Source organism: Pseudomonas sp. OV546 (assembly GCF_900116845.1).
Classification (GTDB): Bacteria; Pseudomonadota; Gammaproteobacteria; order Pseudomonadales; family Pseudomonadaceae; genus Aquipseudomonas; species Aquipseudomonas petroselini.
In genome coordinates this window covers 99720-122263 of record NZ_FPCE01000011.1, presented here as the reverse complement: position 1 = coordinate 122263, position 22544 = coordinate 99720, and the positions used below count along the sequence as shown (strand labels likewise).

Here is a 22544-nt window from a genome sequence, read left to right as displayed (position 1 = left end):
AGTGAGCGAGGCCCATTCTCCAGACATACACTGACGACAAAATCAGGCTTATTCCCGTTCAATGTAGGAGTTGTCCCAAATCCACCGAATGGCTATCAGGCGTGCTTGCTGTGCAGGTGCAGGCTCAGGCTCTGATGCAAGCCATCGACGGCCATGCCTACCGCCTCCACCGCTGCCGACAATGCATCACGGTCACGCCTTTGACACGCCTCCTCCAAGGTCTCGCAACCGGCGACCAACACCTGGGCCCTGACCATCCGGGCACCGCCTTTTATACGATGAGCCAGGTCATGCAGCTTGGCGAAATCCGCGTGCTGTTGCAGCGCCGGCAGCAACAGGCGGTCCTCTGCGAGGCTATTGAGCAATGGCAGCAGCAACTCATCAAGCACGGCACCCTCGCCCCCCGTCAGCATGACCAATGCGCTCAAATCAAACGTCGGTTCGGCGTCCTCCACGGCGGCACTGGCAGTGCGTGATGCCAGCGCTACACGCAAATCATCAAGACCGGTCGGTTTGAACAGACAACCATCCATGCCCGCCTGCCTGCAGCGCTCGGTTTCCTCCGGTTGGGCGTTGGCGGTGAACCCCAGCAACAGGCACGGAACCAGGCCGAGCCGACGCTCTTGTGCACGGATATCACGGGCCAACGTGTAACCGTCCATAACAGGCATATTGCTATCGGTGATCACGCCATCAAAATGCCCGGCCTGCCACAGTGCGAACCCCTCGGCGCCATCTTCGGCCGTGACGATGCGATGCCCCAGGAAGCTCAATTGCCGAGTCAGCAACAGGCGGTTGGCCGGGTAGTCATCCACCACCAGGAGGCTCAATGCATGAGCCGGTGGCACAGGCGGAGCCGATGAAGAAAGCGGTGCAGCGGTGGCCAACTCCAGCGCCAGGGTCACATCCACCCGAGTCCCCTTGCCCAGCACACTGCTCAAATGCAGTTGGCCGCCCATCATCTCGCACAGATTGCGACTGATCACCAAGCCCAACCCCGAACCACTGCGTGCTGATTGATCGTTATTGCTGCCCTGGATAAAGGGGTTGAACAAACGTTGTTGATCCTCGGCACTGATGCCAATCCCCGTGTCCTCCACATACAGCCGAAGGTTCAGAGGGTCGCTCGCCACTGCCGGTGTGCACTGGGCGCCCAGGCGTACCTGTCCGGTCGCGGTAAACTTGATGGCATTGCCCAGCAGATTGGACACCACTTGTTTGAAGCGCATAGGGTCGATCAATACGGATCGGTCGATCATCGGGTCGAGCTCCACGTGCAGCAACAGCCCCTTATCCCGCGCCAGCCCCTCGAAAACCCGCGCCACGGAAGCCAACATTTCATGGAGATTGGCAGGTGCCAGGGTCAGGGACAGGTGACCGGTTTCGATCCGCGCAATGTCCAAGATATCGCCGATCAGCTCCAGCATGCTACGGGACGCCATCGATGCCACTTCGAGGGCATCCTGATCGACGCGGCCCTGCTCGGCGTTCTTCTGAGCCAATTCGATCATGCCGATCACCGCGTTCATGGGCGTTCGGATCTCATGACTCATGGTCGCCAGGAAGGTGGTCTTGGCGCGATTGGCGGCGTCGGCCTCCTCCTTGGCTTCCTGCAACTGGCCCAGCAGGCGCTGGCGTTCGCTGACATCCACCCAGCCAGCAATCATGCCCACCACGTTGCCGTTGCTATCACGGTACGGCAGCATCCATTGGTAAATCGTCAGCACGCCACCGCCGGGCACCTTGAGCACCCGGTCGTGAATCTGCGGCTCCCCACGCTCCATCAAGCTCAAATAGTCAGCATGGAAAGATTGGGCCTGGGGCGGGTTGCCGGTGTCGGTTTCCACCACCGTCTTGCCGATCACGTCCTCCAACTTGAAGCCGAACACATCAAGGTAAGCGTTATTACACGCCATCAAGCGGCCCTGGCGGTCACGTACATAAATCGGGTGGGGCGTGCCGTCGATCAGCACGCTCATAAACCGCATCTGGTCGCTCAAGGCCCGTTCGGCCTGGGCACGCTTGTGAATCAGGTTACGCAGGTAGAGCACCCAACCCAACGTGACCAACAACAGCACGGCTGCCAGGCCGAACCCTTGGATAATCACGTTGCGATGGCTGATCCAGTAGCTGTCCTCGATGATGATCTCACTGCGCCAATGGTTGGTCAGTTCGTCCATTTCCTCGGGCGTGATACTCAACAGCGCCTTCTCGAGGATTGAATACAGTTCCAGCTGGCTGCGATTGACGCCGAAGGCAATCCGCGCCGGTTCCGTACCCACCGTACTGGTGATACGCAGGCGATCACGGTAATGGCGCGCGATCATGTAACGGGCACTGATCAGCGACACAACCGTCGCATCGACACCGCCTTTGGCGACCAACTCCATGGCTTGCTCAGGGTTCTCGACCGCCACAAAGACGATACCAGGATAATCCCGCGCCACTTGCACGGCGAGGCTGTTGCCGCCGATAAACGCCAGGCGTTTGCCGGGCATGTCTTCCAGGGTAAGCAGGTGCTCATCGCTGGCGCGCGCCACCAGCACATAGGGGTTGGACAAGTAAGGCCGGGTAAAACGGACTTTCTCGGAGCGCTCGACGCTGGGCGTGATCACCGCCATCATCTCCACTTGGCCAGCGCTGACCTCGTCCACTTGCCGAGGCAACGAACTGCCCTGCACCACCTCGAATTTCAAGCCTGTGCGCAAGCTGATCCGCGACAACACCTCGTCACTCAAGCCGATGAACTGCCCTTGCTCATTGAAAAATGACAGCGGCATAAACTTGTCGAGCGCCGCGACTTTCACGCGTGGATGCTTCTCCAGCCAGCGCTGTTCACTGTCACTCAAGCGCAACCGGTCAGCCTCCAGAAAGCCGCTGCCGCCCGCACTCCAGCGCCGCAGAATTTCCATCTGCTGGCCGGCCGGGATGACAGCCAGCGCGGCATTGACGATCTTCAACAGGCGGATATTGTCCCCGGTGAAAGCGAACCCGAACGGGTTGACCTCCAGCGCGGAAAAATCAGCCATGCGCACGTTATTCAGGTGATTCTTGTTGATCAGGTAGCGGGTGCTGATGGCATCGCCGAGGTAAACATCGGCCTGGCCGAACGCTACGGAACCGATGGCCTGGTGGGTCGAGCCATATAACAACAATTGCGCCTGGGGATAAAAGGCCTGGACAGCGTCGGGCTGCATATAGTGGTAGAGCATCGCGACACGTTTGCCGGCCAGGTCGACGCTCAATGAATGACTGTCCCCCGCGCGGGTCACCAATACGGGTTGATCATTGGCGTAGGAACGGGACAATACCAGCGCTTTGTCGGCCGCCTCATAACCGTTGGCCGACCCGACCAGATCCACGTTGCCCAGCTTGAGTGCCTCGATCACTTCATCGCGGGTGTCGTAGCGTCTAACCTCGATAGGTACATTCAAAATAAGGCTGATCAGCCACGTATAGTCAGCAGTGATCCCTTCAAAATCATTATCGTTGCTCAAGTCGAAAGGGGCGTAGTCGGGCGCGGACACCCCCATCACTAACGTGCGCCGCTCGCGCAGCCAGCGCCAGTCGCTTTCATCAAGCTCAACACTGGGGTGTTCAAGGGAAGAATGGCCGAGGAGCCGCAGGGTATGGGGTTCGTCCAGGGCCATCGCCGAGTAGGGCAACAGCCCCAACAGCAGGATGGCCGTGAGTTTCAGCCGCCGAAAGGTGGTCATTTCAGATCAGATCAGGTGGTTGCGCTGCGCAAACTTGGACAGGTGCACCACCGATGACATGCGCAGCTTCTCCTTGAGTCGCGTCTTGTAGGTGCTGATAGTCTTATGGCTCAACAGCATGTCCTCAGCGATTTCCTTGTTGCCCAGGCCCAGCGCCAACTTTTGCAACACGGTCAGCTCGCGGTCCGACAGTGCGTCCACCAATTCCTGCTCGGTGGTCTGCAAATCGTCGCGGCGGACTGAACTGGTGGGCAGGCTGGGGAAGCAACTGTAACCAGACCGGATCGCCCTGATTGCCTTTTGCAACTCATCAAGCTCACCCGTCTTGGCCACAAAGCCCATGGCCCCGGCGCGCATGCAGCGGGTGGAGAAGAACACCGCCAGATAAGAGGTCAGCACCAGGATCTTGCAAGGCAGTTCGAGCGCCTTGATCCGGCTGATCACCTCCAACCCGCCGAGCTTGGGCATTGCCAGATCGAGGATGACCAAGTCCGGACGATGCACCCGCGCAATCTGCATAGCGTCGGCACCGTTGCCCGCTTCCAGGATTTCTACGAAGCCTTCCTGTTTCAACAGATGTTTCACAGTGGCGCGTATAAAAGGGTGATCATCCACAATTAAAGCTTTGCTCATAAGACTCCCCCGAGAGGATCAGTACGCTTACATATCACGCGGGACCTATCTACCTGTGAAAAGTAACAGTTCCGACAAACGGCGCTGATTACTCTGCAGGCAGTACAGACCCCTCCTTTTGATAAAACACGGTAAACACATAGAGCCACGCCCTGGTTCCTGAGGCGCAAGCGGGAAACCTTAACAACAGCGTGTCTTATCAAATGAAGGGATAGTCTCGAATTATTGTAGGACTTTTCCTCGCGATAGCATGACCCGCGTTGCACGGGACAATGCCTGACAGCCGGGGACTACTCGGTAGTACTGGGGCTCCAGAACGCCTGCACGACAAGGGTAGACATGGAAATTCGCGCCACCAGCGCATCCAGTTCGTCACCGTCTACCGACGTCACGGCCAGGGTGGCTTCTATTTCCACCTCCTCCGTGCCGAAGGGGCGCACGTCGACATCGCTGGCGGGATAGTTACAACGCGCCAGCTCGGCTTCCAGCAACGCCAATACGGCTTTCTGCTGAGTACGCCGTGCAATGACATACAGGATATTGGTGACCTCCGCCGACACCACGTCCAACGGCTGACGGTTGATGTTATTGACGATCGGCCGCAGCAAGGTGTTGGCCGCCAGCACAAACAGGGTGCCCAGCAGCGCTTCCAGGATCAGGTCGGCACCCGCGCAGGCACCCACCGCCGCCGACGCCCAGAGGGTGGCGGCCGTGTTGAGCCCACGCACGTTGCCTTCCTCGCGCATGATCACGCCGGCGCCGAGAAAGCCGATGCCCGAGACCACATACGCCACCACCCGCACCGCGCCTTCCGCACCGCCGAGACGGTTGGCCATGTCGACGAAGATCGCCGCGCCCACCGCCACCAGCACGTTGGTCCGCAGACCTGCCGTGCGCTGTCGGTACTGGCGCTCGAAACCGATCAGGCCACCGAGGATGAAGGCCGCGGTGAGGCTGACCAGCGTATCAACCAGGGAATTGAGGTTGATGTTGTCGATTGCTTGCATAGAAAATCTTCCCTGTTTATTGCCAGCCGAACTTACGGATGTAGTAGCCCTTCACCGCCTGGGTCAGCGCCATGTACGCCAGCAGGATCACCGGCAGGAACACGAAGTACAGCGACGGCAGCGCCTGCAATTTGAAGTAGTGCGCCAGCGGCCCCATCGGCAGGAAAATCCCCACGGCCATGATCACACCGGTCATCACCATCAACGGCATCGCCGCGCGGCTCTGCAGGAACGGGATTTTCGGGGTGCGGATCATGTGCACGATCAGCGTCTGGGTCAGCAGCCCCACCACGAACCAGCCGGACTGGAACAGCGTCTGGTGGTCCGGGGTGTTGGCATCGAAGACATACCACATGAGCGCGAACGTGGTGATGTCAAAGATCGAACTGATCGGCCCGAAAAACAGCATGAACCGCCCCACATCGCCGGGCTGCCAGCGTTGCGGCTTGGCGAGCATCTCGGCGTCGACGTTATCGAACGGAATCGCGATCTGCGAAATGTCATACAGCAGGTTCTGCACCAGCAGGTGCATCGGCAGCATCGGCAGGAAAGGAATAAACGCACTGGCCACCAGCACCGAAAACACGTTGCCGAAGTTGGAACTGGCGGTCATCTTGATGTACTTGAGCATGTTGGCGAAGGTACGCCGGCCTTCCAGCACGCCCTCCTCCAAAATCATCAGGCTCTTTTCCAACAGGATGATGTCGGCGGCTTCCTTGGCGATATCCACCGCACTGTCGACCGAAATGCCGATATCGGCCGTACGCAGCGCCGGCGCGTCGTTGATGCCATCACCCATAAAGCCCACCACATGCCCGTTAGCCTTGAGCAGGCGCACGATGCGCTCCTTGTGGGACGGCGTCAGCTTGGCGAACACATTGGTGGTTTCCACGGCCTTGGCCAGCTCGGCGTCGGTCATGTCCTCGATGTCATTGCCCATCAGCAGGCCCTGTTGCTCCAGGCCCACTTCGCGGCAGATTTTAGCGGTGACCAATTCGTTGTCACCTGTCAGCACTTTCACGGCGACGCCGTGGGCTTTGAGAGCCTTGAGCGCAGGCGCGGTACTTTCCTTCGGAGGGTCGAGAAAAGCCACATAACCGATCAGCGTGAGGTTTTGTTCATCCGCCAGGCTGTAGGTGTCGCGCCCCGGCGCCATCGGTTGCGCGGCCACGGCCACCACGCGCAGGCCTTCCTCGTTGAACGCGGCGGTGACCTGGCGAATGCGCGCCAGCAAGTCATCGGTCAGCGCTTCATTGACGTCGCCATGGCGCACGTTGTTGCACACCGACAGAATCTCTTCGACCGCCCCTTTGCAGATCAACAGGTGTGGCTGGCCTTGCTCGGCGACCACGACGGACATGCGGCGACGATTGAAGTCGAACGGGATCTCATCGACTTTCTGGAACGCCGTACCCACCTTCAGCTCGCGATGCACCTCCACATGCTCCAGCACCGCTACGTCCAACAGGTTTTTCAGGCCCGTCTGGTAGTAGCTGTTGAGGTAGGCCATTTCCAACACGTCGTCGGACTCTTCCCCCCACACGTCCACATGGCGCGCGAGGAAAATCCTGTCCTGGGTCAGGGTGCCGGTCTTGTCGGTGCACAGCACGTCCATGGCGCCGAAGTTCTGGATCGCGTCCAGGCGCTTGACGATGACTTTTTTACGCGAGAGAAACACCGCGCCTTTGGCCAGGGTCGAGGTGACGATCATCGGCAGCATTTCCGGGGTCAGGCCCACGGCAATCGACAGCGCGAACAACAGCGCTTCAGTCCAGTCACCCTTGGTGAACCCGTTGATGAACAGCACCAGTGGCGCCATCACGAACATGAAGCGGATGAGCAACCAACTGACCTTGTTGACGCCTTGCTGGAACGAGGTGGTCGCGCGGTCGGTAGCGGTGACGCGCTGGGCCAACGCACCGAAATAGGTGCTGTTGCCGGTGGTCAGGATCACCGCCGTCGCCGCGCCGGACACCACGTTGGTGCCCATGAACAGGATGTTTTCCAGGTCCAGCGGGTTACGGGTGTTGGCATCTTGCTGCTGGGCGAACTTCTCCACCGGCATCGATTCGCCGGTCATCGCCGCCTGGCTCACGAACAGGTCCTTGGCACTGATGACACGGCAGTCGGCGGGGATCATGTCACCGGCCGACAGCACGATCAGGTCACCCGGCACCAAGTGTTTGATCGGCAGCTCGATGCGCTTGGTTTCATCCCGACGCAACACGGTCGCCGTGTTGCTCACCATCGCCTTGAGGGCGTCGGCCGCCTTGTTCGACTTGGCCTCCTGCCAGAAGCGCAGCAGTGTCGAGAGCACCACCATGGAGAAAATCACCGTGGCCGCCTTCATGTCCTCGGTCAGCCAGGAGATCACCGCCAGCAAAGTCAGCAGCAGGTTGAAGGGGTTTTTGTAGCAATGCCACAGGTGCACCCACCACGGCAGCGGCTGCTCGTGCTCGACTTCGTTGAGGCCGTATTGCACGCGCAAGGCATCGGCTTCCTGGGTGTTCAAGCCTTCGGAGTGGCTGCCCAGGGTGCCGAGCAATTGCACGGCACTGCTGTTGGCCGAAATCACCAGGGTTTGCGCCAAGGTCGGCGGCACTTCGCGGCTGACGCTGGCGTCGGCCACGGTGTCGAGCATCGCCAAGCGGCGGAAATGCCGGGCGATATGCCGGGTCCGCAGGAAGCCGGCGAAGAACTCTTTCAACAGTGTGAAGTTCATGGTGTTACTCCTGCGCGAGGAAACACTCGTGCAGGTACCGCCTCGCGCACCGCGCCCGTTTTAAAGGCACAGCCGGCTTGGCCCGCCCGCCGTAAAAGGCAGGCGCGTCCGTAGCATCCCGAGGTTAATCAGGTGCAGGTCAGCGTCGATGAGAGGGAATCGGACAGGAGCCAGGACTGGTCACTGCCGCGATGCCGCTTCTCGCTTTATTGGCGAGACAACGGCATCTGGAAAATGCGCGTTACCTTGCCAAGTCTATGCCGGTCAACGAAACCGGCCGACTACTGTCACTCGAACAAGTACCCACTGAGGGTCTCCGCAATTGATGAAAACGCGCGAAGCTTACGCCCCGATACTAGGAGAGTAAACCGTAGGAAAGCTTCCGAATGATGAATAAGAAGATTCTTCAGGGAGGGTTCAGGTACGCCTTTTCCTGGGCCCACTGAGGATCAAATGTGGAAGGGAGCAAGCGCCCGCCCATAGGGTTGGGTGTACATTCACTGTGACGCGGTGTCCGGTCGGTCCCTTGCCACCAATGCCAGGTAATCATCCACCTGCCCACCGCCCAATGCCTTGACCTGAATCGACACCCTGTTCACCTGCCGCCCCATCGTGATTCCCTCACGGGTACGCACCTGCACATAACCGAGTTTTGGCCAGAAACGTTCAGCACGGGTGTTGCCGATGACCACCGTCAACCGCAACCATTGGCCGTCATTGCGAACCACCCACGCTTCAAGATCCGCATGCAGCTGGTGCGCCAGCCCGGTGCCGTGCAACCGTGCATCCACCAGCAGCAGACCGATATGCCAGACGCCGACCGCCAACACATCCGCCGCAATGTTCACCACCGCCACCAGCTCATTGTCCTGATCGCGGTAACCCAGCCAATACATCCGCCGGCATGTCCACCCTACCGGCAACTGCCCCCGCAACTCCTCATGCGCTTCAGTCGGCGTGGCCGGCTCGCCATTCACGGCGACGAAGTAATCCGGTGCGCGTTCAAAAAACCGCTGCAGCTCGGCCTCATCCCCACCGCCCAGCTCAGTGACCCGAATGCCCGCAACGGAGCCCCCCGGCAACAGGTGCGCATCCACGTCCATATTCATCCGCCCTCAATCGTCCCGCGTCAGGACTTCCAACAACTCGATCTCAAAGCGCAGATGACTGTTGGGCTTGATATGTGCGCCCATCGACCGCTCGCCATAAGCCAAATGCGCCGGCACGAACAAGCTGCGCACACCGCCCACTTGCATGCCCATCAAGCCCTGGTCCCAGCCCTTGATCACACGCCCGGTACCGATCACGCACTGAAACGGCTTGCCCCGCTCCCAGGACGAATCGAACACCGTGCCGTCTTCCAGGGTGCCGGTGTATTGGGTGGTAATCAGCGCGCCCTTGACCACGGTCTTGCCGGTGCCGGGGCGGAGGTCGATGATTTGGAGTTCTTCGTGGCTCATGGGCGTCCCTTTGGATACATAGTGTTTGCTTGTGTTGCTTTAAGCAGAGAGTTCGCGCAAGGCTGCCGTCGCTAAGAAACCTGACCGCGATGCATAGCGGTGGTCCTTTTGCACACGCTCATCAATACGTTGCAACAAGTGTTCCGGCAAAGAAGCATTGAACCGTACCGACTTCCCCAGATAGGGCGTGAGATCAAAGTCGACAATCGCCCAAACGCCACCGGCGAAATCCGGGTTACTTAAATGCGCATCAACCTCCAGTGCCTGAGGAAGCCGTTCCTGATCGGCAACCAGCCCTTCGAGATGCAAAGCCAATGCCTCGCGGACATTATCCAGTGCTTCGGAAAAAGACCCTCCCGCCGAGAAACAACCCGGCAAGTCAGGGACCGTCACGCTGTAATCCGAGTCAGCATCTTTGTGCACGACCACCGGGAATTTCATTGCTCCTCCTCTAGACAAGCCCCTCAGGAGCTCGTCCAACTCATTCAGCAGCATCAATAATTGAGACCGGCTGATTTGAAAATACTGTGCAGAGTGCCTTTGGCGATCTCCGACTTGGGATGAGGGACGGTTATTCGCCCCCGCTTCACAGGGTGTTTGAACTGATGGTGACTGCCTTTAACTGCCACCTCAAACCAACCCTCCGCAACCAGCAGGTCAATCAGCTCTCGACTTCTCATCGCCCAACCCTTAGGTGTGTATATTACACACCACCGCATGGCAATGCGTTATTTGTACACACGAGACACACTCATGAAAAAGCCCGCTTTACCTGCAAGCGGGCTTATGTGACGCGATGATGACGATGTGCAACTCCCTTACGCGAGCAAACTAATGTCAGTTTTTGTGCCCAGGTTTCGGTGGGTACAAAAGGCGGGTGGAATTTGACCGGATAAGAGTCGGCTATCTTGAGTTCTGCACAGCCACGCAGAATCTTGAAGCGGTCACAGGAGCCAGATCGGCGACATTTCCCTTTAACTTGCAGGACGATTCCGAGAGGATCTCGACCGCTTGCGCCGCTCAAATCACGGCCCTGCGTTTTGGTGGATCGGTCGCTGCCGTGTATACAGCCGAGCTAATACAGTGCTATCAGGGTGAGGGGGCATACTCCCTTATCGTCAGTTGTCGACACTGCCCTTACGAAAGAATACGACTTACCCTCGCCAAAAAGTCACGCCAGCTTATTTCAGGCTAACAACGCCCGCGTTCAACCTATGAAGAGCCCATTAACTCTGAATAGGGAATATCAGAATGACCATCGGTTCCAACTTCAACTACTCTGCCGACATCGCTCAACGGCATCATCGGAAAAAGCGCTCCAGCAAGAATAAATGGAGAACGACATACCCCAACCCGCCTGATTTGTGCTTTGACTATCGCGCGTTGGTCGAGCAAGTAAATGGCATCGCGCTGGCCACTGAAACCCAACATAAAATCTGCATCATCGGCGCGGGCATTACAGGCTTAACAACCGCACGCGAACTGTATCGATGCGGTTTCACCAACCTGACTTTACTTGAAAAATCGACACGCATTGGCGGCAGGCACCTTACCGCCCTTGGGCACAACAATACCAACACTGTCGGCAGACCACCTTTCGAGATGGGTGCAATGAGGATGCCGTTCTTCAACCACTCAAGCGAGCCTCCTAAAGAGGGGCGATCACTGATGGCCTATTACGCCAATGCGTTCGAATTACGTCATTCAGACTTTCCAAACCCGGGTAGCCCTGCAGTGCGCTCAACGGGTATCTACCTGCGAGAGGGAAGCATCGATAACAGCACAGAACCCACCATGCTCATCTGGAAAAACGCCGATGGGAAAACCCCGCCTCCGGGTCAAACGTTGGGCAACGTTTTTGCAAAATGGAAAGTCTTCGCCGAACGCATGACGCGGATCATCGCCGAACATTATGGGGCTGAGCACTGGGAGGACATGTGGGCGTCGATAGTCAGAACATATGAAGGTATTTCCTTTCGCGACCTGGTCAAAATGCCAAGTATCGACAACTGGAATCAAAGCAACCCTGGAAACTTTGGTGGCATGGGCATGACGGCGCAGGAGTCGGCTGTTTTCTACGCGATCGGAATTGGTGATGGCAGTTGGGGAGCGTTTTATGACGTCTGCGCGCTTTATCCGCTACGCACTGCAATATTCGGATTCAGTAGTCATCTGCAACTGATCCACGGCCGCGTAAACGCGGACGGCACCCTCATGGCCTCGCCTTACTTGGACGCTCCTGAGACGTTGGATTCGAGAGGCATTGCGTTCAACAAACCAAACTACATCGGCCTTGGATCGCTGGCCGAGTCCCTGCTCTTCATCAAACCCGGCGAAACGCAGGATTCCTTGTACGAACACCTCATAAAAAGTCAGTCCGGGCTATTGACCAGCAGTGCAGTGACAAAACTGAAGAAACTTAACAACGGGCAAATACGCGTCTATTACGACTGGAGCATCAGCCCAAAAGGAACATCGAGCAACGCATTCATCGATTGCGATTCTGTCGTAATGACGCTGCCCTCATGGCTGATCGAAACACAGGTATCCATTGAAGGCTTCAGCCAGGAAATGCTCCCCTTCGAGATCACAGAAGCCTACAAATCAGCTCACTGGGAAACCAGCTGTAAAGTGTACGCCCCGCTTAAAAAGTCGTTCCTCTCTCACAACAAGAACATTCCGCAGACGCTCGTGACAGACAGTTTAGTTCATGATGTATACACGTACCGCTATAACAACACCAACACCTATGATTGCATCCTACTCAGCTATACGTGGGAAGATGATGCCACAAAGTTATCGGTGTTCAGCGATGAAGAGCTTGTAGACAAATGCATCGAAGACCTTGACCGAATCCTGTTGAAATCCACAAACATAAAAGAAAAAATATCACCCTACATCGGACGCAAACAAGCGGTCGTGCAACGCTGGATGAACGATAAAAACGCACTGGGTTGCGCAAAGCTTTACCGTGCAGGCACTTACTACAACGCTATGAAACTACTGCAATATAATCGTAACTTCTCTCATAAGTCAGGCCTTTACCTCTGCGGGGAGTCTTTCTCCGTCGATGCAGGCTGGACGGAACCCTGTTTCAGAGGAGCAGTGGATACCGTGATAAACATTTGCAACAAAACCCGTGCAACATTCAACGGAGGTTTTACTATGCATGACTATCCCACCTACAAAGCCGAACCGTAAAAGAAAGAGACTACAACGCAACGGGAATCGCCCGACTTTCAATTAAACATTTGCTCGCCTCTTATAAACACCCAACCGATTTCCGGTTGTATAACAATAAGAGGTCACCTCCATGAGCGAACCAGCAAGCCCTGCACGCGTAGCGGTCATACAACTTGATCCTCAGGTTGGCATGAATAACCGAGCCAATAACTTGCATCAAAGTCTTGCACTGGCAACCGAAGCCGCAAACGGCGGAGCCAACCTGATCGTGCTGCCTGAGCTCACCAATTGCGGGTATTTTTTCAGCAGTCGCCAGGATGCTTTTGATCACGCCGAACTGGTTCCAGACGGTACCAGTGTGCAGGCATGGATAGACTTTGCCTGCAGGCATCAGGTTTATCTGGTGGCTGGCCTGTGCGAAATAGACGGTATGCAGTTGTTCAATACGGCCGTGCTGCTAGGTCCTGACGGGTTTATCGGCAAATACCGCAAAGCGCATTTGTGGAACCTGGAAAAGCTTTGGTTCACCCCTGGCAATACGGGCTTTCCAGTGTTTGAAACGCCGATCGGCCGTATTGGCTTGCTGATTTGTTGGGATATCTGGTTCCCGGAGGTGCCCCGCATTCTTGGCCAGCAAGGTGCCGATATTATTTGCAGCCTGAATAACTGGGTGTGGACGCCACCGCCGCTATTCGATGAGGCAGGCAAATGCATGGCGTCATACCTGACGATGACCGCCGCCCACGTCAATAATGTGTTTATCGCCGCCGCCAGCCGCATTGGCGAAGAGCGTGGAGCGCGCTACCTCGGATGCTCGTTGATTGCCGGCACCAACGGCTGGCCGATTGGCGCGGTAGCTTCGGCCAATCGCCAGGAAATCCTGTTCGCGGACATTGATGTCACCAGCGCCCGCAGTGCTCCGATCTGGAACAGCCTCAATGACCTGCAACGTGATCGACGTAATGATCTCTACGATCAAATGCTCGGTTACTCCCACCACCCTGCCCTTCCACGTTGATCGGAGGGCACAGCATGAAAACACTCATTACCGAAACGAGATCCGGCTGTTCCTGGATGGACATCACCGTCCTGATGCTGGGGTTGAGTAGCGTACTGCTGGTGCTTTGGGTAGCGCTGAGCACTCAAGGCTCATGGCCGGGCTACGCCGAGATGGTCGCGAGCCTGCCCCATCCGGTTGCGTGGCTACGGTGGATACTGGGGGATATCAGTGAAGTAGCCTTCTACAAGCATGAACTTGCATCACTCGGCTTGCTGGGCGGCGCTTACCTGGCTTGGTGGGCAAGCAAGCACGGTAAAACCTGGCAGGGATTTTCCATTTCCTACGGAACGGGACTGTGGCCTTGGCTGATAACCAGTTCACTGTTGGGGCTACTGCTGAGCAATCTACTGTGGGGCTGGAGCGTCACCGCACAGACGTGGCAACCGACGTTCGCGGCGTTCGTCTCATTACCGGCGGCGATGGTGCTGATGTTCGGTGGCGGCTGGAAAGTTGCGATAAACGGTGCGGTGCTGGGCGCATTGCTGGTGACGCCTATGTGCTTGTTGATCGTGAACTTCGTGTGCGTACCGCTAGGTCTTCCAGTGGTTATCGGCAACGTGGTGGGCATGGCCGTCGGCAGTGTCATAGCGTTTGTACTGTGTCGTAGAGTGCCCTTGCTGGTGCGTTCCGACTACATCGCCCCCGCCAGACCGGCGCCTGCAAAACCGCCTACTTACGGGATAGCCTGGAGCCTTCGGCGGGTGCTGGCAGACTTTTCCGAAGCGCCGTTTTTTGGGAACGAACTCGCCAGTCTCGGGTTGCTGGCAGGCGTGTTATTGGCATACGCCCTGAACCCCGTCAGCCCGGCGTATGGATCAGGCCTGGTCTTGCCGCTGCTGGGCGCCCAGGCGCTGACATCGTTGTCAGGTGTCGTGATCTGGCGAAAACAGTGGATCAAACGAGGCTGGTACCCAACCTACGTTCCACTGGTATCCGTCGTGCCTGCGGCTGTATTGACCCATGGTGGTAGTTGGACAGTCATTGCTTCGAGTGCACTGCTCGGGGCGCTGATCGCGCCGCCATTGGCCTGTGCGATTGCAGCGCGCGTGCCCGCACACGTTCACCCGTATATAGGTAATGTCACTTCAATGGCGTTGAGTACATTGATGATAGTGCCGCTGGTAGGTTGGTTAGTTCAAGCGTAAGAGCCTTCCCACGCTGCGTGCCTCCTGCAGCGTGGGAACAGCTTTTGGTCTCTCACAACCACCGCCAAAACCGACTCCAGAATCCCCGCCCCAAATCATCCTTACACCCCGCATATTGCTGCGCATACATCTGCGAGCGCGCCTGTACCTTGCTGGCCACCGGCGGCAACCAGGCTTTGCTGGCGTAGGTGCGCTGGCGGTAGCCGCCCCAGCCTTCGTGGTAGTTCAGGTACTGGCCGTAGGCGTCGTATTTGTACACGCCGTTGACGCTGTAGGTCTTGTCCATGTACCAGCCGACAAAGTCGATGGCGTCGTCGAAGTCATGGCGACTGGCGCCGCTGCGGCCGGTGCTTTTGCGGTAGTCGTTCCACACCTCATCCTTGGCCTGGGCGTAACCCGCGGCGGTAGAGACGCGGCCCCAGGGGATGATCCACAGCAGGTATTTGCGTGGGGCCAAGGCGTCCTGATGGAAACCCGACTCTTGGTACATGATGGCGAACGGCACCTGGATCGGCACGCCCCAACGCTTTTGCGTGACTTTAGCGGCGTCGTACCAGTCGTCCTTTTCACGGAAGATGCTGCAGAGATCGTTGGGGTTGCGTGGCGGTGAAGTACCACACGCCGCCAACAGAGAAGAGAGGAGTAACAGTCCGACGGCTTTGCCTGCGCTCAAGGGGCATCTGTGTGTCATACGCGTAAAAGGCCGCCAGTTTACGCGTATCACACCCAAGTACAGCGCTGCCGTGACGGGAAAAGCGGCGTCCTTGCCACTCGACCCAAAGGTTTAAGCCAACGGCACGCGACGGTTGGTCAGCGCCAGGCGACCCACAAAAAAGCTCAAGGCCGCACCCAGCAACAGCATGGCCAAAGTGCTCCAGGCAGCGCGGGACAGTTGCTTGGCGGCCACTTCGGCGGCTTCACGGGCTTTTTGTTCAGCCTGTTGTTTCAGCTCATCAACCTTCTGCATGGCCTGTTGATAGGCCTGGGCGTAGTTGTCGACGATCTGCGTGGCTTCTTCCTTGCTCTTGCCGGTACGGGCAGCCACGATGTTGACCAGGGCTTCTTTATCGGCCGCGTTCAGCGCAGGCTCACCGGAGGCTTTGACGCGCTCGAACCATTGCTTCAGCGCATCGCCGGCCTGGGCAGGGTCGGTCGCTGCGGCGGTGGCGGACTGTTTGCCATCGGCGGCGGCCTGGTCGGTCTTCTGCTCGACGTTAGCCGGGTCCAGTTCAGGCTTGCCGCTCTGCTTGAGCAAGGTATCGAGTTCGCCTTGCAGGCTGTTCCAATCCAACTGGATACCCTGCTCGTTCAGTTGTTGCTTGATGCTGTCACCAATGCCTGGCGCCGCCGCGGCGATACCACTGCCAGCAGCCGACAGGCCTTTACCGACCACATTGCCGGCAGTGCCGACGACACTGGCGGCCAAGCCAGCCAGCAGCCAGGTGGTGAGCAAGGTGGTGACGGTCCAGGTCAGCACGCCGTGCAGGCCGCCGCGATCCGGTGCCGTGCGGCCGGCGACAAACGCGCCAACGCCGATGGCAACCAGCGTGGAGACGAACAGCCAGATCCCTGCCCCGGTGCCGAAACCGCTCAGCGGGTTACCGGCTTCCATGGGGTTGACCGCGCTGGCACCGATGGCCGTGCCCAGCACACTGAGTACCAGATAGGTCACCAGGGCAATTGCACTACCGGCGAGCACCGAGCTCCAGGACACACGAAACAGCGAGCGATTGGTTTCATAGACAGTGGTCATACAGAGGTCCTTCACACGTTATGGGAGCAAGGCGAAATGCCTTGATGGGTGTGAGTGTGGCGAAACGACATACGTTCAGTCGTGGCCCAAATGCACCAGGTCGCCTGGTGCATTCGCACTCCCCTCCCTGCACTTTCTCTGCACTATCCTGATACCCGGGTGTCGTACTTTCATGCACCCAAAACCCGGAGATTCTATGACCCAGGATGTTCTCGCCAAAGAAACCAACCGTCGCCAACTGCAGCAAATAATCTCCGGTGTGTCCGACGGGATCATCCTCGCTGAGGTCGACCAGACCATCCTCTGGGCCAATGAAGCCGCACTGAACATGCACGGCATTGATGACGTCACGGCACTGGGTGCCAATACCCAGGCCTACGCCGAACACTTCGCCCTGCGCTATCGCAACAATCATCCGGTGCTACTGGAAAACTACCCCCTCGCCCGCGTAGCCGCAGGCGAAGAGTTCAGTGATGTGGTGGTCGAATGCACCCCCATCGCTGACGCCGATAAGACCTGGGTCCATCGCCTGCGCAGCCTGATCATCACGGACTCGCACGGCGAACCGGAATTGCTGGTGCTGATCCTCAGCGACGCCACCGAATGGGCGAGCGCCGAGCAGCGGTTCGAGAAAACCTTCAACGCCAATCCGGCGCCCGCGGTGATCTGCCGCTTGAGCGACCTGCGTTACATCAAGGTGAACCAGGGTTTTCTGGAAATGACCGGCTACAACCGCGACCAAGTCATCGGCAAATCCGTGTATGAACTGGACGTACTGGAACAGGCCGAACGCAAGGACCTGGCCATCCAGCGCCTGGGCGAAGGCGCGACCATCCCGCAAATGCAGGCCGAACTGAGACTGCCCGAAGGTGGCAGCAAACTGGTGATCGTCGCCGGCCAGCCGCTGGACATGAACGAAGAGGACTGCATGCTGTTTTCCTTCATGGACCTGGAGCCGCGACGCAAAGCGGAAATCGCCCTGCGCCAGAGTGAGGAACGCTTCGCCAAGTCTTTCCGCCTGACCCCGGTGCCCACCCTGGTGTGCAGCGCCGCCAACCGCCAGGTGGTGGACATCAACGAAGCGTTCATGAGTCTCACCGGCTATACCAGCGAGGAACTGATCGGCAAGTCCGTCGAAGACATCGACTTCATCGACAGCCCCCAAGCGGGTGCGCAGTTGTTCACCAGCCTGGAAAAAGCCGGCAATCTCGACGGCCAGGACCTCAAGGTGCGTAAAAAAGGCAATGAGGTGATCGACTGTGTGGTCTCTGCCGACACCGTGATCATTCAGGACGTGCCCTGCTATTTGCTGGTGATGATGAACATCACCGAACGCAAACGCTCGGAACTGGAACTGGTGGCCGCCATCGAAGAGGTGATGCAGGACGCCTCCTGGTTCAGCCAGACCCTCATCGAAAAACTGGCCAACGCCAAGAGCGTCAACAGTCCCAACCAACCCAATATCAGCTTTACCGACCTCACGGCCCGCGAGCGCGATGTGCTGGGCTTGATTTGCGAAGGCCTGGCCGACAAGGAGATCGCCTTGCGGCTGAAACTGGCGCCCAATACGGTGCGCAATCATGTCGCCACGGTGTACTCGAAACTGGGGGTGCACAGCCGCAGCTCGGCCATCGTCTGGGCCCGTGAACGCGGGCTGTTTGCGGGCGAGTTGCGTCTTAAAAAGTAAACCCTTTAAGTGCAAATGCACTAGTGCACCTAGTGCGAATTCGCCTTATGGCGCCAGGGGCCAGTCCTTAACCTTCAAGGGTCGAAACTTATGCCTTGAAGGAAACAGCATGTTTACCCTCTCTCAATTGCGAAATTGCATCGAAGAAGGCCTGTCGCCGCTGACATGTGAATTCACGTTGTGCCGGGATGCGTCCCTGACGCTCAAGGTCTACGACGCTGAAACCGGCCGCGTGGACTTGGTGGTGACCGGGATCAGCACGAACCGGCTGCAGACCCCGCAAGAAGTTGAAAAGATGGTGGAAGAGCTGCGCTACGAATTGCAATGCAACAACGTGGGTAAGCTCACGCTGGATGATTTGCCTTCAGCGACGCAACAATAAGCTCAGCGTGCGGGGGTAGTTTCTTAGTGGAGTAAGCACCCCCTGCTTTCTTCGCTGGGAAGGTAACGCGGTTTTTGAAGCCGGTTACCTCAACCCTGAGCCGCTACGATAACCACCGTCACTTCTTGACGGGGGTGATCTCCAGGATGGTGCCGTTGGTGGTCTTGAGCAGTACGAACTTATCGCCTACCCGCGTCCATTGGCTGTCTTCTTCAGGCTGCTTGAGACCGCGTTTTTTCCAGTCGCTGACGGCCGATTCCTTGCGCATCAGCATATCCGGCGCGCGATCACCTTCTTTCAAGTCACGGGCGTTGATATTCGAAGGTTGCACGGTTTCCTGAGGGGTATCACCGGCCTGCACGATAAAGCTGGCGGTGGACAGGCTCGTGGCGACCAGCAGGCAAGCGATCAGGGATTTGGATTTCATGGGTGCTCCTTCAATGAATGATGCGTACCCAGGTTCGGACCGCTGCCACGCGCGATCATTCAATCAAGCAACACGTCACCTGTGGCGAGGGAGCTTGCTCCCGCTGGGTTGCGCAGCAGCCCCAAAAAGCAGAACCGTGTACTCCCTGAACGGACGCGGCGTATAAATTGGGGCCGCTTCGCAGCCCAGCGGGAGCAAGCTCCCTCGCCACAGGTGACATGCCTTCATAGCCAGGAAGCGTCCCATAGAGGGTAGTCACCCACCAAGCCTGCTCGCAGGGGATTACCTATAATGTAGCGCCCCCCCCGTGGCGAGGGAGCTTGCTCCCGCTGGGTTGCGCAGCAGCCCCAAAAAGCAAAACCGTGTACTCCCTGAACAGACGCGGCGTAAGAGTTGGGGCCGCTTCGCAGCCCAGCGGGAGCAAGCTCCCTCGCCACAGGTGACCTGCCTTCATAGCCAGGTAGCGTCCCATAGAGGGTAGTCACCCACCAAGCTCGCAGGGGATTACCGATGATGTAGCGCACCACCCCCGTGGCGAGGGAGCTTGCTCCCGCTGGGTTGCGCAGCAGCCCCAAAAAGCTAAACCGTATAGCTCCTGAACGAACGCGGCGTATGAATTGGGGCCGCTTTGCAGCCCAGCGGGAGCAAGCTCCCTCGCCACAGGTGACATGCCTTCATAGCCAGGTAGCGTCCCATAGAGGGTAGTCGCCCACTTGCTCCACCAAGCCTGCTCGCAGGGGATTACCGATGATGTAGCGCGCGATTTGGATAAGGTCTTCTTCGGCACGCGCGGCTCGATCATGGTATCCGCTTTGCCAAAAAGCGCCCTGTGTGCCGCAGGCTCGATTGATCGTCAGCGTACTCCTCGATTTCACCCGCTGCATAACCTGGGGCAGCGACGCGTCCTGCAATTCAAACAACCAATGGAAATGATCCGGCATGATGACCCAGGCGAGTGATTCAACCAGGCCGAGGTCATGGGCCTGCTTGAGTTCTGCAACCAGCAACCGCCCCAGGTAAAAGTGGGTAAATACAGGCCGCCGTTGATAAACCACCGCGGTCACCAAGTAGGCACGACCTGTTTCTGAGTAACGACCACAACGTAACAAATGAGAGCTGGGCTTCTGAAGCAACTCAATGCTCCTGGCGATTGATAATCTGATCAACTCAACCTAGCAGTCCGCGCCCATCTCCCTGCTCAATTCAATTTCCTCATATTTCCTTCCACCCATGTGGCGAGGGAGCTTGCTCCCGCTGGGTTGCGCAGCAGCCCCAAAAAGCTAAACCCTGAATGACCTGAACGAACGCGGCGTACGAGTTGGGGCCGCTTCGCAGCCCAGCGGGAGCAAGCTCCCTCGCCACAGGAACCCCCTCATCCTGCAGCCCCCATTGCCCGCATGAAATAAATCCTGTAATTTTTCATGAAATTAATCGAAATAAATTTCATGAACCAACAAGAAGAACTCGCCACTCTCGCGGCGTTGATCCACGATCTGCGCAAGCACAAGAAGCTCACCCTCGCCCAGCTCGCGCAAAAAATTGAGCGTTCCGTGGGTTTCCTGTCCCAAGTCGAGCGCGGCCTGTCGCGACCGACGGTGGCCGATTTGACCGCCATCAGCCACGCCCTCGACGTGCCCACCACCTACTTCTACAGCCAGCCCAAACCCAAGGCCGTGGACTGGATCACCCGCCCCAACGAGCGGCGCACCGTGTATTACGCCAATGGCATCACCGACATCCTCGTCTCACCGAGCATGAACGGCGCGTTCTCGATGCTCGACAGCCTGTTGGCCCCTGGCGCCAACAGCGGCGAACAAACCATGAGCGATCGCGCCGAGCAGGCCGGTTTTGTGCTGGAGGGCGAATTAACGCTGTGGGTAGAAGGTGAGGCCGATCCGGTCACCCTTGGCCCCGGCGACAGCTTTCACCTGGCCAGCTTCGCCCATTGCCGCTACGCCAACCTCACCGACCTGCCCGCCCGCGTGTTGTGGGTTTACAACTAGGAGCAACACCCGTGAAAAGCCATGCCTCCACGTTACTGGCCGAAGTACGGACCTTTCGCCAGAACCATCCCGATGTGCGTTATGTCGACCTGATCGCCCTGGACATTCCCGGGCATTTCTACGGCAAGCGCTACCCCATCGAGATGCTGGAAAGAGTTGCCGCCGGCAGCCCGTTGAAGCTGCCGCAGAATGCCGTGTTGCTGGGGGCTCAGGGCGGGTTGTTCAAGATTGGCGACTACTGCTTCAACGACGGCGACCCGGACGCCAACCGCCGCCTGGTGCCGGGCACGCTCAAGCCGGTGAGCTGGGAATCACAGCCGTTGGGCCAGATGCTGATGACCTCCGATGGCACCGACGCGCCCATCGAATTCGAACCCCGCGAAGTCCTGGCCAAGGTGCTGGAGCGCCTGCAGCACAAGGGCATCCACCCAGTGGTGGCGTTTGAGCTGGAGTTCTACCTGTTCGACAAAACGTTGGATAACGGCCTGCCGCAATTCGCCCGCGACCCGCTCAGCGGCGATGCCGACGACCAGCCCAACTTGCACATCGAACGGCTGTCACGCTTCAACGGCGTGCTGGATGACATGGCGCAAACCGCCAAGGACCAGGGCATCGATATCACGGTGATCACCGCCGAACTCGGCCCCGGCCAGTTCGAGATCAACTTCGGCCACCTCGACGACGGCCTGCGCGCCGCCGACTGGGCCGCCCTGTTCTGCCGCAGCACCCGTGGCGTGGCGCTCAAACAGGGGTACCGCGCCAGTTTCATGGCCAAGCCTTACCTGCAATTCCCGGGCAGCGGCATGCACGTGCATGTCAGCCTGTATGACGGCGCGGGCAACAATGTGCTCGCAGCCCATCAGCAGCAGCCCCTGCGCCACGCCGTGGCCGGGTGCCTGGAATTGTTGCCGCACTGCATGCCGATCTTCTCGCCCAACCACAACGCCTTCCGCCGCCTGGGCGGCACGGTGAATGCCGCCACCCGCGCCAGCTGGGGCTTTGAAGACCGCGACGCGTGTGTGCGCATTCCCGAGTCCGACCCACGCAACCTGCGCGTCGAGCATCGCCTGGCCAGTGCCGATGCCAACCCGTACCTGGTACTGGCGGCGATCCTGGTGGGCCTGGAGCATGGCCTCGAAGCCAAGCGCGAACCCATCGCCCCGCTGAACGAGGACCGTAGCAGCGGCAGCGACTTCCCCCTGGAAATGCTCGAAGCCGTACGCGCCATGCAGCATCAAGCGGTGTTGCGCGATAAGCTGGGCGCCGAATTTGTCGACGTGTACTGCGAGAACAAACGCCAGGATCACCTGGCCTTTCAACAAGAGATCAATGCGCGGGAATACCGCTGGTTTCTTTAACCGCCCCT

19 protein-coding genes are annotated in these 22544 nt (G+C 58.3%); 7 read left to right on the top strand and 12 right to left on the bottom strand.

Translation table 11 applies throughout. The features are described 5' to 3' along the window. Window positions 1-95 precede the first annotated feature (95 nt). From BM403_RS23140 to BM403_RS23105, 8 genes are all read right to left on the bottom strand, one after another. Entirely contained in the window at window positions 96-3716 is a 3621-nt protein-coding gene (locus tag BM403_RS23140) for a transporter substrate-binding domain-containing protein (protein WP_093545031.1), read from the bottom strand. A 6-nt stretch (window positions 3717-3722) separates the two neighbouring features. Next, window positions 3723-4349 (bottom strand): response regulator transcription factor, encoded by a 627-nt coding sequence (locus tag BM403_RS23135; protein ID WP_012723417.1) that lies wholly within the window; start codon window positions 4347-4349, stop codon window positions 3723-3725. A 290-nt stretch (window positions 4350-4639) separates the two neighbouring features. Further along, window positions 4640-5356, bottom strand: coding sequence for an MgtC/SapB family protein (locus BM403_RS23130; protein WP_012723416.1), 717 nt, complete (start codon window positions 5354-5356; stop codon window positions 4640-4642). A 16-nt stretch (window positions 5357-5372) separates the two neighbouring features. Then, complete coding sequence (gene mgtA, locus BM403_RS23125; protein ID WP_012723415.1) at window positions 5373-8078, bottom strand: magnesium-translocating P-type ATPase; 2706 nt, start codon at window positions 8076-8078, stop codon at window positions 5373-5375. A 497-nt stretch (window positions 8079-8575) separates the two neighbouring features. Continuing rightward, on the bottom strand, window positions 8576-9181 hold the full coding sequence (locus tag BM403_RS23120; RefSeq protein ID WP_043206181.1) for a GNAT family N-acetyltransferase: 606 nt from the start codon (window positions 9179-9181) through the stop codon (window positions 8576-8578). Window positions 9182-9193: 12 nt separating this feature from the next. After that, window positions 9194-9538, bottom strand: a complete 345-nt coding sequence (locus BM403_RS23115) for an FKBP-type peptidyl-prolyl cis-trans isomerase (RefSeq protein WP_012723413.1) — start codon at window positions 9536-9538, stop codon at window positions 9194-9196. 39 nt (window positions 9539-9577) lie between these two features. Continuing rightward, window positions 9578-9979, bottom strand: coding sequence for a type II toxin-antitoxin system HicB family antitoxin (locus BM403_RS23110; protein WP_012723412.1), 402 nt, complete (start codon window positions 9977-9979; stop codon window positions 9578-9580). A gap of 53 nt (window positions 9980-10032) precedes the next feature. Then, window positions 10033-10218 carry a type II toxin-antitoxin system HicA family toxin gene (locus tag BM403_RS23105; RefSeq protein ID WP_093545249.1) on the bottom strand — a complete coding sequence of 62 codons (186 nt, stop codon included), beginning with the start codon at window positions 10216-10218 and terminating at the stop codon, window positions 10033-10035. 571 nt (window positions 10219-10789) lie between these two features. On the opposite strand from BM403_RS23105, the gene BM403_RS23100 reads away from it, so the two are divergent. The 3 genes from BM403_RS23100 (at window position 10790) to BM403_RS23090 (ending at window position 14926) form a co-directional block, all read left to right on the top strand. Next, complete coding sequence (locus BM403_RS23100; RefSeq protein ID WP_093545028.1) at window positions 10790-12739, top strand: flavin monoamine oxidase family protein; 1950 nt, start codon at window positions 10790-10792, stop codon at window positions 12737-12739. Window positions 12740-12851: 112 nt separating this feature from the next. Continuing rightward, window positions 12852-13739 carry a nitrilase family protein gene (locus BM403_RS23095; RefSeq protein WP_012723410.1) on the top strand — a complete coding sequence of 296 codons (888 nt, stop codon included), beginning with the start codon at window positions 12852-12854 and terminating at the stop codon, window positions 13737-13739. Window positions 13740-13753: 14 nt separating this feature from the next. Continuing rightward, window positions 13754-14926, top strand: coding sequence for a hypothetical protein (locus BM403_RS23090; RefSeq protein WP_175538097.1), 1173 nt, complete (start codon window positions 13754-13756; stop codon window positions 14924-14926). A gap of 52 nt (window positions 14927-14978) precedes the next feature. On the opposite strand, the gene BM403_RS23085 is transcribed toward BM403_RS23090, so the two are convergent. Both BM403_RS23085 and BM403_RS23080 read right to left on the bottom strand, forming a co-directional pair. Further along, entirely contained in the window at window positions 14979-15599 is a 621-nt protein-coding gene (locus tag BM403_RS23085; protein WP_012723408.1) for a transglycosylase SLT domain-containing protein, read from the bottom strand. Window positions 15600-15710: 111 nt separating this feature from the next. Then, the gene (locus BM403_RS23080; protein WP_064055492.1) at window positions 15711-16679 is read right to left on the bottom strand and encodes a hypothetical protein; all 969 of its coding nucleotides are present in this window, start codon (window positions 16677-16679) and stop codon (window positions 15711-15713) included. Window positions 16680-16875: 196 nt separating this feature from the next. Between BM403_RS23080 and BM403_RS23075 the strand changes: the two genes are divergently transcribed. Together BM403_RS23075 and BM403_RS23070 are read left to right on the top strand one after the other, a co-directional pair. Continuing rightward, on the top strand, window positions 16876-18366 hold the full coding sequence (locus BM403_RS23075) for a helix-turn-helix transcriptional regulator (protein WP_093545025.1): 1491 nt from the start codon (window positions 16876-16878) through the stop codon (window positions 18364-18366). A 109-nt stretch (window positions 18367-18475) separates the two neighbouring features. Next, window positions 18476-18748, top strand: coding sequence for a DUF1652 domain-containing protein (locus BM403_RS23070; RefSeq protein ID WP_012723405.1), 273 nt, complete (start codon window positions 18476-18478; stop codon window positions 18746-18748). Window positions 18749-18866: 118 nt separating this feature from the next. Here BM403_RS23070 and BM403_RS23065 read toward each other — a convergent pair whose 3' ends face one another. Together BM403_RS23065 and BM403_RS23060 are read right to left on the bottom strand one after the other, a co-directional pair. Further along, window positions 18867-19175 (bottom strand): RcnB family protein, encoded by a 309-nt coding sequence (locus tag BM403_RS23065; protein ID WP_012723404.1) that lies wholly within the window; start codon window positions 19173-19175, stop codon window positions 18867-18869. Between the two features lie 674 nt (window positions 19176-19849). Then, on the bottom strand, window positions 19850-20308 hold the full coding sequence (locus BM403_RS23060) for an REP-associated tyrosine transposase (protein ID WP_093545022.1): 459 nt from the start codon (window positions 20306-20308) through the stop codon (window positions 19850-19852). A gap of 312 nt (window positions 20309-20620) precedes the next feature. Here BM403_RS23060 and BM403_RS23055 point away from each other — a divergent pair, with 312 nt between their 5' ends. Next, window positions 20621-21178: a helix-turn-helix domain-containing protein gene (locus tag BM403_RS23055; protein ID WP_046035925.1), complete on the top strand. Its 558-nt coding sequence runs from the start codon at window positions 20621-20623 to the stop codon at window positions 21176-21178. A gap of 11 nt (window positions 21179-21189) precedes the next feature. Continuing rightward, complete coding sequence (locus tag BM403_RS23050; protein ID WP_093545019.1) at window positions 21190-22536, top strand: glutamine synthetase family protein; 1347 nt, start codon at window positions 21190-21192, stop codon at window positions 22534-22536. The last annotated feature ends 8 nt before the right edge of the window (window positions 22537-22544 follow it).